This window comes from Pantoea sp. Z09, assembly GCF_022394795.1.
In the GTDB taxonomy this organism is placed as follows: domain Bacteria; phylum Pseudomonadota; class Gammaproteobacteria; order Enterobacterales; family Enterobacteriaceae; genus Pantoea; species Pantoea latae.
This window is the reverse complement of the sequence record NZ_CP092373.1, coordinates 3879455-3892630: the sequence shown is the minus strand read 5'-3', so window position 1 is coordinate 3892630 and position 13176 is coordinate 3879455. Positions and strand designations below refer to the sequence as shown.

Annotated in this window: 9 protein-coding genes, 1 tRNA gene and 3 rRNA genes; 10 read left to right on the top strand and 3 right to left on the bottom strand. The window is 56.4% G+C overall.

Annotation, left to right across the window (positions count from 1 at the left end; all coding sequences use genetic code 11):
* Nucleotides 1-4 precede the first annotated feature (4 nt).
* From rbsB to rbsR, 3 genes are all read left to right on the top strand, one after another.
* Nucleotides 5-880: a ribose ABC transporter substrate-binding protein RbsB gene (gene rbsB / locus MC269_RS18545; RefSeq protein WP_081140517.1), complete on the top strand. Its 876-nt coding sequence runs from the start codon at nt 5-7 to the stop codon at nt 878-880.
* Nucleotides 881-946: 66 nt separating this feature from the next.
* Complete coding sequence (rbsK, locus tag MC269_RS18540) at nt 947-1876, top strand: ribokinase (protein ID WP_239953275.1); 930 nt, start codon at nt 947-949, stop codon at nt 1874-1876.
* 3 nt (nt 1877-1879) lie between these two features.
* On the top strand, nt 1880-2872 hold the full coding sequence (rbsR, locus tag MC269_RS18535) for a ribose operon transcriptional repressor RbsR (protein ID WP_371824350.1): 993 nt from the start codon (nt 1880-1882) through the stop codon (nt 2870-2872).
* On the opposite strand, the gene mdtD is transcribed toward rbsR, so the two are convergent.
* Complete coding sequence (gene mdtD / locus MC269_RS18530; protein ID WP_239953274.1) at nt 2869-4272, bottom strand: multidrug transporter subunit MdtD; 1404 nt, start codon at nt 4270-4272, stop codon at nt 2869-2871. The genes rbsR and mdtD overlap by 4 nt on opposite strands.
* A 543-nt stretch (nt 4273-4815) precedes the next feature.
* Between mdtD and MC269_RS18525 the strand changes: the two genes are divergently transcribed.
* The 4 genes from MC269_RS18525 (at nt 4816) to rrf (ending at nt 9843) form a co-directional block, all read left to right on the top strand.
* Nucleotides 4816-6355 (top strand): 16S ribosomal RNA (locus MC269_RS18525).
* Between the two features lie 92 nt (nt 6356-6447).
* Nucleotides 6448-6522 (top strand) — tRNA-Glu (locus MC269_RS18520).
* Nucleotides 6523-6732: 210 nt separating this feature from the next.
* Nucleotides 6733-9635 (top strand): 23S ribosomal RNA (locus MC269_RS18515).
* 92 nt (nt 9636-9727) lie between these two features.
* Nucleotides 9728-9843 (top strand): 5S ribosomal RNA (gene rrf / locus MC269_RS18510).
* The 16S, 23S and 5S rRNA genes sit together here with 1 tRNA gene alongside, the layout of an rRNA operon.
* A 91-nt stretch (nt 9844-9934) precedes the next feature.
* Here rrf and mobB read toward each other — a convergent pair.
* Nucleotides 9935-10441 carry a molybdopterin-guanine dinucleotide biosynthesis protein MobB gene (gene mobB, locus MC269_RS18505; protein ID WP_239953273.1) on the bottom strand — a complete coding sequence of 169 codons (507 nt, stop codon included), beginning with the start codon at nt 10439-10441 and terminating at the stop codon, nt 9935-9937.
* Nucleotides 10438-11007 (bottom strand): molybdenum cofactor guanylyltransferase MobA, encoded by a 570-nt coding sequence (gene mobA, locus MC269_RS18500; protein WP_239953272.1) that lies wholly within the window; start codon nt 11005-11007, stop codon nt 10438-10440. Before mobA ends, mobB begins: the two co-directional genes overlap by 4 nt.
* Before the next feature lie 39 nt (nt 11008-11046).
* On the opposite strand from mobA, the gene MC269_RS18495 reads away from it, so the two are divergent.
* From MC269_RS18495 to dsbA, 3 genes are read left to right on the top strand one after another with little or no spacing between them, the layout of a single operon-like run.
* Nucleotides 11047-11322: a YihD family protein gene (locus MC269_RS18495; RefSeq protein WP_081137735.1), complete on the top strand. Its 276-nt coding sequence runs from the start codon at nt 11047-11049 to the stop codon at nt 11320-11322.
* A gap of 45 nt (nt 11323-11367) precedes the next feature.
* Nucleotides 11368-12351, top strand: a complete 984-nt coding sequence (locus MC269_RS18490; protein WP_239953271.1) for a serine/threonine protein kinase — start codon at nt 11368-11370, stop codon at nt 12349-12351.
* A 27-nt stretch (nt 12352-12378) separates the two neighbouring features.
* Nucleotides 12379-13008, top strand: coding sequence for a thiol:disulfide interchange protein DsbA (gene dsbA / locus MC269_RS18485; RefSeq protein ID WP_239953270.1), 630 nt, complete (start codon nt 12379-12381; stop codon nt 13006-13008).
* The last annotated feature ends 168 nt before the right edge of the window (nt 13009-13176 follow it).

The following is a 13176-nucleotide window of genomic DNA, read 5'->3' as shown; positions in this document are numbered from 1 at the left end:
AATGATGAAAAAGTTGACCGCACTGGCTGTGATCCTCGGCGCGACATTGAGCGCCAGCGCAGTGGCGAAAGATACCATCGCGCTGGTGGTGTCTACGCTGAATAACCCCTTCTTCGTCTCGCTGAAGGAGGGCGCGCAGAAAGAGGCTGACAAACTGGGCTACAACCTGGTGGTGCTCGATTCGCAGAACAACCCGGCAAAAGAGCTGGCTAACGTGCAGGATCTCACCGTGCGCGGCGCAAAACTGCTGCTGATCAACCCTACCGACTCCGATGCGGTCGGCAACGCGGTGAAAATGGCCAACCAGGCTAATATCCCGGTGATCACGCTGGACCGCGTGGCGGCGCAGGGCAAGGTGGTGAGCCATGTCGCCTCTGACAACCGCTTCGGCGGAAAAATGGCGGGCGACTATATCGCTAAGCGTCTGGGCGACAGCGCGAAAATTATCGAACTGCAGGGCATTGCCGGCACCTCGGCGGCGCGCGAGCGCGGCGAAGGCTTTAAGCAGGCGTCAGACGCGCATAAATTCCAGGTGCTGGCGAGCCAGCCAGCGGACTTCGATCGCACCAAGGGCCTGAACGTGATGCAGAACCTGCTGCAGGCGCATCCGGACGTACAGGCGGTGTTTGCGCAAAATGATGAAATGGCGCTTGGCGCGTTACGCGCATTGCAAACCGCCGGGAAATCTGATGTCGTGGTAGTCGGCTTTGACGGCACCGCTGACGGCGTGAAAGCGGTCGAAGGCGGCAAGCTGGCGGCGACAGTCGCTCAGATGCCGGATAAGATCGGCATGATTGGCGTGGATACCGCCGATAAAGTGCTGAAAGGTGAAAAAGTGCAGGGCATCAATCCCGTTGACCTGAAACTGGTCACCAAATAACTCAAAGAAAAGCAGGGCAATGCGCCACCCTTAAACCGGTGGCGCACTCTTTCTGGATCACACCCTATGAGCAAAAGCGCAAAACTGGCCGTTCTCGGCAGCATTAATGCTGACCACATTCTTAACCTGGCGCACTTTCCCCGTCCCGGCGAAACGGTGATCGGGGAGCAGTATAACGTGGCGTTTGGCGGCAAAGGGGCCAATCAGGCGGTGGCGGCAGGACGCGCTGGTGCGGACATCGCCTTTATCGCCTGCCTTGGCGACGACGCCATCGGCGAACGCATCCGCGCGCAGCTGGCGCAGGACCGTATCGATACTGCGTCGGTGGAAACCGTCAGCGGTGAACCGACCGGCGTGGCGCTGATTTTCGTCAACGGCGAAGGGGAGAACAGCATCGGCATCTGCGCCGGCGCCAATGCGGCTCTGACGCCCGACTGCGTCGCGCGCCATCAGCAGGTTATTGCGGACGCGTCGGCGCTGCTGATGCAGCTGGAGTCGCCGCTGGAGAGCGTGCTGGCTGCGGCGAAGATCGCGCGCGCGCATCAGACGCAGGTGATCCTTAATCCCGCGCCGGCGACGTCGCTCGATGACGAACTGCTGGCGCTGGTGGATATCATTACGCCGAATGAAACCGAAGCGGAAAGCCTGACCGGCATCGCCGTTGCCAGCGATGACGACGCCGCGCGCGCCGCCGAGGCGCTGCACGCTAAAGGCATTGCTACCGTGCTGATTACCCTGGGACGCCGCGGCGTCTGGCTGAGCGAGCAGGGCAAAGGGCAGCGCATCGCTGGCTTTACGGTGAAGGCGGTAGACACTATTGCGGCTGGAGACACCTTTAACGGCGCGTTTATTACGGCGCGGCTGGAAGGCAAAAGCCTGCATGACGCGGTGCGCTTCGCCCATGCGGCGGCGGCGATTGCCGTCACTCGTCCAGGCGCGCAGCCCTCCGTGCCGTGGCGCGCGGAAATCGACGACTTTTTACTTCAGCAGGGTTAAGCCTTGGCGACCATGAAAGATGTCGCCCGCATGGCGGGCGTCTCCACCTCTACCGTCTCGCACGTGATCAACAATAACCGCTTCGTCAGCGAGGCGGTGCGCGAGAAGGTCGACCGGGCGATCAGCGCGCTCAACTATGCGCCCTCGGCGCTGGCGCGCAGCCTCAAGCTTAACCAGACGCACACCATCGGCATGCTGCTGACCGCCAGCAGCAACCCGTTCTACGCTGAAGTGGTGCGCGGCGTTGAAGAGAGCTGCTACGAGCGCGGTTACAGCCTGATCCTTTGCAACACGGCGGGCGACGAAGAGCGCATGAACCGCAGCCTGGAAACGCTGCTGCAAAAGCGCGTCGACGGACTGCTGATCATGTGCACCGAAAGCCATCTGCCGTCGGCGGCAATTCTCAACCGCTATCCTGCTATCCCCACCGTAATGATGGACTGGGCGCCGTTTGAAGGGCGCGGCGACATTATTCAGGATAATGCGCTGCTCGGCGGTGAGATGGCGACGCAGCATCTGATCGATCGCGGCTATACCCGCATCGCCTGCATTTCCGGCCCGCTGGATAAAACCCCGGGGCGCATGCGCCTTCAGGGTTACTACCATGCGATGGAAAAAAATGGCCTGGCAATCCCGGCCGGCTATGTGATCAACAGTGATTTCGAATTTCAGGGCGGCTACAGCGCCATGACAGCGCTGCTGGCGCTGGAGACGCCGCCGCAGGCGGTGTTCGCCAGCAACGATGCGATGGCAGTCGGCGTCTATCACGCGCTGTTTGAAGCGGGATTACGCATTCCGCAGGATATCGCGGTGATGGGCTATGACGATATCGAGCTGGCGCGCTACCTGACGCCGCCGCTGACGACTATTCACCAGCCGAAAGATGAGCTGGGCCAGCTGGCGATCGATACCTTACTTCATCGCCTGGCGGACCCCGACGCCAGCCAGCAAACTCTGGTGCTGACGCCGGAGCTGGTGGTGCGCGCCTCGAGCTAGGCGGCTTTCTTCTTTTTATCGCGGTTGGTGATCAGGTGACGGCCGTCGCCGGGGCGCAGCAGCGCAAAGGTAAAGGCGGAGATCACCGTAACGATGCCCATTGTCAGGAAAGTGGCGTGGAACTGCTCGACGGTGCCGGTTTCAAATTCCTGATAAAAGCGCAGCACCGCCGCGCTCACTGCGACGCCGAAACTGATCGACAGCTGCTGCGTCACTGCCAGCACGCTGTTGCCGCCGCTGGCGTTCTCATCATTCAGGTCGGCCAGCGTAATGGTGTTCATCGCCGTAAACTGCGTTGACATCGACATGCCGAGAATAAACAGCGGCAGCAGCAGCAGCACAACGCTTTCAGACGGCGACTGCAGCGAGAAGCTGGCAATCAGAATGCCGATGATCACGGTGATGCCGACCAGCGTACGGCGATAGCCGAACAGGCGCAGCACCTGCGTCACCGTGGATTTTGCCAGAATCGAGCCGACCGCCGTTGGCGCCATCATGCAGCCCGCCACCACCGCCGAGAAGCCAAATCCCACCTGCAGCATCAGCGGCATCAGAAAAGGCACGCAGCCGGTGCCGAGGCGCGAGGCGATATTGCCGATAATGCCGACCGAGAAGGTGCGCGTTTTAAACATCGGCAGGCTGATCAAAGGGGCAGGGTGACGGCGCGCATGGACTATATAAAGGAGCAGCAGTAGCACGCCGGCGATCAGCACGCCGGAAGCGAGCCAGGCGGAGACGATACGCTCGCCGAACAGCTCGATGCCGATCGACAGCAGCACCAGCCCGGCGCCAAACAGCAGGAAGCCGAGAAAATCGAAGCGGCGTTTGGGCAAGGTAAAATCAGGCATATATTTGCGCGCATACAAAATGCCAAGAATGCCGACGGGAATGTTGATTAAGAATATCCAGTGCCAGGTCGCATAGGTGACCAGCAGGCCGCCCAGCAGCGGCCCAAGGATCGGACCGACCAGGCCAGGCATGGTGACGAAGTTCAGTACCGGCAGGAGTTCGCTACGCGGATAGGCACGCAGCAGCGCCAGACGCGCCACCGGCATCATCATCGCCCCGCCGACACCCTGCACGATGCGTGAAATGACCAGCACCGTCAGCGACTGCGACAGGGCGCAGGCCAGCGAACCGAGCGTAAAGAGCGAAACGGCGATGATAAACACTTTGCGCGTGCCGAAGCGGTCGGCGAGCCAGCCGCTCACGGGAATAAGCATAGCTACGGTAAGCGTGTAGCTGATTACGGCGGACTGCATAGCCAGAGGAGAGCGGTCGAGACTGGTAGCGATGGCGGGTAGTGCGGTGTTGAGGATCGTGGCGTCCAGTGCCTGCATAAAGAACGCCATTGCGGCTATCCATGGCAAACCGGCCATACTGCGCGCGGATCGTATCATCGAAAATCCTTCTATATATGTCAGTAGCGGGCGAGAGGCCGAAGAGAGATCATAGCATCGGCACGACGCGTTATTGTGGCAATTTTCCAGCGGCAATGCCCGCTTCTGTGCGGTTTTTCAGCGGAAAACGCCTGCTTTTGCGCCTTTCGCTTAAAAAAGAGGCATGCAGTAATTATTTTTAAAGAAATGCTTGTCAGCCAGAAAGAACTCCCTATAATGCGCCTCCACTGACACGGCACAACGGCTTACGGAATGCGGTGTTCAGGAGACTCAGGCAGCTGAGTCGCCGGATGAAGTCCCTGAAAAAAGGGGTTGACTCCGAAGGAGAGTAGCGTAATATACGCCACCTCGCAGCAGCAGGCTCAACCGCTGACTGCACCGCTCTTTAACAATTTATCAGACAATCTGTGTGGGCACTCGAGAGCAGATATCAAAAGCCTTCGGGCTTAAAAAATATCAAGCCTCACGAGTGGACACATAATGACATTCATTATGACGTTTTACAGATGAGCACCGCTTAACTTGTTTAAGCAAATCAAACTTAAATTGAAGAGTTTGATCATGGCTCAGATTGAACGCTGGCGGCAGGCCTAACACATGCAAGTCGAACGGTAGCACAGAGAGCTTGCTCTTGGGTGACGAGTGGCGGACGGGTGAGTAATGTCTGGGAAACTGCCCGATGGAGGGGGATAACTACTGGAAACGGTAGCTAATACCGCATAACGTCGCAAGACCAAAGTGGGGGACCTTCGGGCCTCACACCATCGGATGTGCCCAGATGGGATTAGCTAGTAGGTGGGGTAACGGCTCACCTAGGCGACGATCCCTAGCTGGTCTGAGAGGATGACCAGCCACACTGGAACTGAGACACGGTCCAGACTCCTACGGGAGGCAGCAGTGGGGAATATTGCACAATGGGCGCAAGCCTGATGCAGCCATGCCGCGTGTATGAAGAAGGCCTTCGGGTTGTAAAGTACTTTCAGCGGGGAGGAAGGCGATGCGGTTAATAACCGCGTCGATTGACGTTACCCGCAGAAGAAGCACCGGCTAACTCCGTGCCAGCAGCCGCGGTAATACGGAGGGTGCAAGCGTTAATCGGAATTACTGGGCGTAAAGCGCACGCAGGCGGTCTGTCAAGTCGGATGTGAAATCCCCGGGCTTAACCTGGGAACTGCATTCGAAACTGGCAGGCTAGAGTCTTGTAGAGGGGGGTAGAATTCCAGGTGTAGCGGTGAAATGCGTAGAGATCTGGAGGAATACCGGTGGCGAAGGCGGCCCCCTGGACAAAGACTGACGCTCAGGTGCGAAAGCGTGGGGAGCAAACAGGATTAGATACCCTGGTAGTCCACGCCGTAAACGATGTCGACTTGGAGGCTGTTCCCTTGAGGAGTGGCTTCCGGAGCTAACGCGTTAAGTCGACCGCCTGGGGAGTACGGCCGCAAGGTTAAAACTCAAATGAATTGACGGGGGCCCGCACAAGCGGTGGAGCATGTGGTTTAATTCGATGCAACGCGAAGAACCTTACCTACTCTTGACATCCACGGAATTTGGCAGAGATGCCTTAGTGCCTTCGGGAACCGTGAGACAGGTGCTGCATGGCTGTCGTCAGCTCGTGTTGTGAAATGTTGGGTTAAGTCCCGCAACGAGCGCAACCCTTATCCTTTGTTGCCAGCGATTCGGTCGGGAACTCAAAGGAGACTGCCGGTGATAAACCGGAGGAAGGTGGGGATGACGTCAAGTCATCATGGCCCTTACGAGTAGGGCTACACACGTGCTACAATGGCGCATACAAAGAGAAGCGACCTCGCGAGAGCAAGCGGACCTCATAAAGTGCGTCGTAGTCCGGATCGGAGTCTGCAACTCGACTCCGTGAAGTCGGAATCGCTAGTAATCGTGGATCAGAATGCCACGGTGAATACGTTCCCGGGCCTTGTACACACCGCCCGTCACACCATGGGAGTGGGTTGCAAAAGAAGTAGGTAGCTTAACCTTCGGGAGGGCGCTTACCACTTTGTGATTCATGACTGGGGTGAAGTCGTAACAAGGTAACCGTAGGGGAACCTGCGGTTGGATCACCTCCTTACCTGAAGATACTGCCTTTCGAAGTGCTCACACAGATTGTCTGATAGAAACGTAAAGAAGCAAGACGGCTGCGAAGTCGTGACGCGTTTTCGTGTCCCCTTCGTCTAGCGGTTAGGACTCCGCCCTTTCACGGCGGCAACAGGGGTTCGAATCCCCTAGGGGACGCCACTTGCTGGTTCGTGAGTGAAAGTCACCGACCCCCGTATCTTAAAGATGACTTGCGAGTCATGTTTAAGATATTGCTCTTTAACAATCCGGAACAAGCTGAAAATTGAAACGACGCTTTGCGTTATTCCTCCGTAATAAGGAATAAAGGCAACGCGTTCGAGTCTCTCAATAATCACAACCGCGACGTCGCAAGACGCCTGTGGGTTGTGAGGTTAAGCGACTAAGCGTACACGGTGGATGCCCTGGCAGTCAGAGGCGATGAAGGACGTGCTAATCTGCGAAAAGCGCCGGCAAGGTGATATGAACCGCTACAGCCGGCGATGTCCGAATGGGGAAACCCAGTGTGTTTCGACACACTATCGCAACATGAATACATAGTGTTGCGAGGCGAACCGGGGGAACTGAAACATCTAAGTACCCCGAGGAAAAGAAATCAACCGAGATTCCCCCAGTAGCGGCGAGCGAACGGGGAGCAGCCCAGAGCCTGAATCAGCTTGTGTGTTAGTGGAAGCGTCTGGAAAGTCGCAGGGTACAGGGTGATACTCCCGTACACGAAAACACACAGGCTGTGAGCTCGATGAGTAGGGCGGGACACGTGGTATCCTGTCTGAATATGGGGGGACCATCCTCCAAGGCTAAATACTCCTGACTGACCGATAGTGAACCAGTACCGTGAGGGAAAGGCGAAAAGAACCCCGGCGAGGGGAGTGAAAAGAACCTGAAACCGTGTACGTACAAGCAGTGGGAGCCTCTTTTATGGGGTGACTGCGTACCTTTTGTATAATGGGTCAGCGACTTATATTCTGTAGCAAGGTTAACCGTATAGGGGAGCCGCAGGGAAACCGAGTCTTAACTGGGCGTTAAGTTGCAGGGTATAGACCCGAAACCCGGTGATCTAGCCATGGGCAGGTTGAAGGTTGGGTAACACTAACTGGAGGACCGAACCGACTAATGTTGAAAAATTAGCGGATGACCTGTGGCTGGGGGTGAAAGGCCAATCAAACCGGGAGATAGCTGGTTCTCCCCGAAAGCTATTTAGGTAGCGCCTCGTGAACTCATTCTCGGGGGTAGAGCACTGTTTCGGCTAGGGGGCCATCCCGGCTTACCAACCCGATGCAAACTGCGAATACCGAGAAATGTTATCACGGGAGACACACGGCGGGTGCTAACGTCCGTCGTGAAGAGGGAAACAACCCAGACCGCCAGCTAAGGTCCCAAAGTCATGGTTAAGTGGGAAACGATGTGGGAAGGCCCAGACAGCCAGGATGTTGGCTTAGAAGCAGCCATCATTTAAAGAAAGCGTAATAGCTCACTGGTCGAGTCGGCCTGCGCGGAAGATGTAACGGGGCTAAACCATGCACCGAAGCTGCGGCAGCAGTAGCGATACTGTTGGGTAGGGGAGCGTTCTGTAAGCCGTCGAAGGTGGCCTGTGAGGGCCGCTGGAGGTATCAGAAGTGCGAATGCTGACATAAGTAACGATAAAGCGGGTGAAAAGCCCGCTCGCCGGAAGACCAAGGGTTCCTGTCCAACGTTAATCGGGGCAGGGTGAGTCGACCCCTAAGGCGAGGCCGAAAGGCGTAGTCGATGGGAAACAGGTTAATATTCCTGTACTTGGTGTTGCTGCGAAGGGGGGACGGAGAAGGCTATGTTGGCCGGGCGACGGTTGTCCCGGTTTAAGCGTGTAGGCTGACTTTCCAGGCAAATCCGGAAAGTCAAGGCTGAGGCGTGACGACGAGGCACTACGGTGCTGAAGCAACAAATGCCCTGCTTCCAGGAAAAGCCTCTAAGCATCAGGCAACACGAAATCGTACCCCAAACCGACACAGGTGGTCAGGTAGAGAATACCAAGGCGCTTGAGAGAACTCGGGTGAAGGAACTAGGCAAAATGGTGCCGTAACTTCGGGAGAAGGCACGCTGGCGCGTAGGTGAGGGGACTTGCTCCCGGAGCCGAGGCCAGTCGAAGATACCAGCTGGCTGCAACTGTTTATTAAAAACACAGCACTGTGCAAACACGAAAGTGGACGTATACGGTGTGACGCCTGCCCGGTGCCGGAAGGTTAATTGATGGGGTTATCCGCAAGGAGAAGCTCTTGATCGAAGCCCCGGTAAACGGCGGCCGTAACTATAACGGTCCTAAGGTAGCGAAATTCCTTGTCGGGTAAGTTCCGACCTGCACGAATGGCGTAATGATGGCCAGGCTGTCTCCACCCGAGACTCAGTGAAATTGAAATCGCTGTGAAGATGCAGTGTACCCGCGGCAAGACGGAAAGACCCCGTGAACCTTTACTACAGCTTGACACTGAACACTGGTCCTTGATGTGTAGGATAGGTGGGAGGCTTCGAAGCGTGGACGCCAGTCTGCGTGGAGCCGTCCTTGAAATACCACCCTTTAATGGCTGGTGTTCTAACGTAGGCCCGTTATCCGGGCTGCGGACAGTGTCTGGTGGGTAGTTTGACTGGGGCGGTCTCCTCCCAAAGCGTAACGGAGGAGCACGAAGGTTGGCTAATCCTGGTCGGACATCAGGAGGTTAGTGCAATGGCATAAGCCAGCTTGACTGCGAGAGTGACGGCTCGAGCAGGTGCGAAAGCAGGTCATAGTGATCCGGTGGTTCTGAATGGAAGGGCCATCGCTCAACGGATAAAAGGTACTCCGGGGATAACAGGCTGATACCGCCCAAGAGTTCATATCGACGGCGGTGTTTGGCACCTCGATGTCGGCTCATCACATCCTGGGGCTGAAGTAGGTCCCAAGGGTACGGCTGTTCGCCGTTTAAAGTGGTACGCGAGCTGGGTTTAGAACGTCGTGAGACAGTTCGGTCCCTATCTGCCGTGGGCGCTGGAAAACTGAGGGGGGTTGCTCCTAGTACGAGAGGACCGGAGTGAACGCACCGCTGGTGTTCGGGTTGTCATGCCAATGGCACTGCCCGGTAGCTAAGTGCGGAAGAGATAAGTGCTGAAAGCATCTAAGCACGAAACTTGCCCCGAGATGAGTTTTCCCTGACCCCTTGAGGGTCCTGAAGGGACGTTGAAGACGACGACGTTGATAGGCCGGGTGTGTAAGCGCAGCGATGCGTTGAGCTAACCGGTACTAATGACCCGTGAGGCTTAACCTTACAACGCCAGAGGCGTTTTGTGAGACGCGAGATTTTCAGCTTGTTGACGGATACACCGTGCGGCCTTATGGCGGCGCGGAAAACAGAATTTGCCTGGCGGCACTAGCGCGGCGGTCCCACCTGACCCCATGCCGAACTCAGAAGTGAAACGCCGTAGCGCCGATGGTAGTGTGGGGTCTCCCCATGCGAGAGTAGGGAACTGCCAGGCATCCAATTGCAATAACCCTGACCTCACGGTCAGGGTTTTTTGCATTTTAGCGCCGATAATGCGCTGGAAAGCTCAGCGCATTGGTCGCTCTTTACGCCTTCTTCAGCCACGCCGCAATAAAGGCGCTAATCTCTTCATGACGATTCAGATCCAGCAAGGGCACCCCCACGTCCAGATAACTATCGCTGGCGACCGCAATAACGTGTTCATCGAGCAATAACGAAACCTCTTCTTTTACGCCTGCACGCCACAGGATGATTTTCGGCACCGGCTCATCTTTAAATCCTTCCACCAGCACCAGGTCAAGCTGGGTCGCATCCATTCGGCTGACCAGATAGCGTAAATCAAGCGCGTCGCTCTGCGGCGTCTCGCACATCAGCGCCCAGCGCTGCGAGCTGGCGACGATCACCTGATCCGCGCCCGCCTTTCGCAGCAGATAGCTGTCTTTACCCGGCGTATCGATCTCCATCTGATGGTGCGTATGCTTTATTAGCCCAGGCCGAATGCCGCTCGCTTTCAGCAAGGGGATCACCTGCTGCAACAGCGTCGTTTTCCCGGTTCCGCTCCAGGCGGCGATAGCCAGTAATGGCAACGTCATAGTGGACTATCCTCAAGATCGTCAGGCGTATTCACATTGCGGAAGGCGGCTTCGCTCTGGCTAAGCGTTACCGCATGACCATTCTGTTCCCGCAGAAACTGCATCAGGCGCCGCTCTCCACGCTGCAGATAATCAGCCAGCGGCTTAGCCAGGCTGCGGTGCAATAAGGCCAGCGCAGGATGGTCGCGCTCGGTCGAGCGCGCCCAGACGGTGGGCGCCGTCTCTTTTTGCCGCCATAGCTGCGCGACAAAATCAACCGGCACGGAGGGCGTATCGCAGGAGCAGAAGACGACCCAATCCGTTTTCGCGGCAAGCAGGCCGCTCAGCATGCCCGCCAGCGGCCCCGGATAGTCAGGCAAGGTATCGGCTATCACCGTACAGCCGCTTGCCTGATAACGATCAAGGTTACGGTTAGCGCTTATCATGACAATGTCGACTTGCGGCCTGAGCCGCTGAAGCACATGCTGATAAAGCGGGATGCCGTTAAGCAGCACCAGCCCTTTATCCTGTCCGCCCATACGACTCCCCTGTCCGCCGGCCAGAATAACGCCGGTTAATGCTGTCATGCCGATACCCCTGCAACAAACCCGTTATGAGGAAAAAAGATGAAATATCATCGACTGAATGAACTGCTCGACCTGCTGCGGCCCGCCTGGCAACAGGAGCCGGATCTCAACCTGCTGCAATTTTTACAAAAACTGGCGCAGGAATCGGGTTTCAGTGGCCCATTAAGTGAATTAACCGATGACATCTTGATTTACCATCTGAAAATGCGCGATGCCGACAAGTATGCGGAAATTCCCGGCCGACAAAAAGATTATGAAGCAGATTTTAAAACAGCGCTGTTGCGCGCGCGCGGTGTGATTAAGGACGATAACTAATGCTATGCTTGCGGGCTCCTTGTAAAGACAGTAACGGGTAATTCAATGGATGCCGCTTTTAATTTCCAGACGCTGGATCCTGACGCCATCCTCGATGCGCTATGGGAAACGGGTCTTCGGGTCGAGTCTGGATTAACCGCGCTCAACAGCTATGAGAACCGCGTCTATCAGTTCAGCGATGAAGAGCGTCAGCGCTACGTGGTGAAATTCTATCGGCCTCAGCGCTGGAGCGAAGCGCAAATTGAGGAAGAGCATCAGTTCACGCACGATCTGCTGGCCGATGAAGTGCCGGTTGCCGCGCCTCTCATCCTGCAGGGAAAAACGCTGCATCACCACGCAGGCTTCCTGTTCACGGTGTTTCCCAGCCTTGGCGGCCGTCAGTATGAAACGGACAACGACGAGCATCTGGAGTGGGTAGGCCGCTTTTTGGGACGCATCCACCAGACCGGCCGCAAGCAGCGCTTTACGCATCGTCCTACCATGGACTTAGAAGAGTACCTGCATCAGCCGCGCGCCGAGCTGGCGAGCAACCCGCTGGTGCCGGCCGCGCTGAAGCCCACGCTACTGCAGGCAATAGACAAGCTTGGCGTTGCCCTCCAGCAGCGCTGGCATCACAGCTGGCAGCCGTTGCGGCTGCATGGCGACTGCCATCCCGGCAATATCCTGTGGCGTGACGGGCCGCTGTTCGTCGATCTCGACGATGCGCGTAACGGGCCGGCGGTGCAGGATCTCTGGATGTTGATCAACGGCGATCTTCAGGAACAGCGCATTCAGTGGGATATTTTGCTGGAGGCGTATACGGAGTTCAGCGATTTTGATATTAACGAATTGTCACTGATTGAACCTTTACGCGCTATGCGCATGGTTTATTATCTGGCCTGGGTGGCGCGCCGCTGGCAGGATCCGGCCTTTCCTCGCGCATTTCCGTGGATGACGGACGAGGATTTCTGGCGCCGACAGATTTCGCAATTTACCGAGCAGGAGAAGCTGTTGCAGCAACCACCGCTACAGCTCACCCCGCAATTTTAAATAGAGAAGTCAGGAGAATTTTTCACAATGAAGAAAATTTGGTTTGCACTGGTTGGTTTAGTGCTGGCGTTCAGCGCCTCTGCTGCCCAGTTTACCGATGGTCAGCAATACGTCAGCCTGCCGAAGCCTGTTGCCGGCGAACCGCAGGTGCTGGAGTTCTTCTCCTTCTTTTGCCCGCACTGCTATCAGTTCGAGCGTCTTTATCACATCAGCGACGCCGTGAAAAAGAATCTGCCTGCCGACACCAAAGTGACTAAATACCACGTCGATTTTCTCGGCGGCGATTTTGGCCCGGTTGTGACGCATGCATGGGCGGTTGCGCTGGCGCTGGGCGTTGAAGATAAAGTCACCGCGCCGATTTTTGACGGTATCCAGAAAACGCAGACCATCACCGATGCCGCGAGCCTGAAGGCGGCCTTTATTAGCGCGGCGGGCATCACGTCCGAGCAGTATGACGCGGCATGGAACAGCTTTGCTGTGAAAGCGTTAGTGGCGCAGCAGGAAAAAGCGGCGTCAGACGTGGATCTGCGCGGCGTGCCGGCTATGTTCGTCAACGGCAAATATATGGTTAACAACGGCGGTCTCGACACCAGCTCTATGGATAACTTTGTCGCGGAATATGCCAACGTGGTGAAGTTCCTGGTCAGCCAGAAGTAATAAATGATCTGTTCAGCTGAAAACGCCGACATTGTCGGCGTTTTTTTATGATTGAAATTATTTAGCAAAATAGTCCATTCGCAGCCTTTCCTGTTTAATATCCACATATGCCACTGCCTGTGCAGAAAGCGTTGTCCTGTCACAGCAATAAACTAATTAACTGATTTA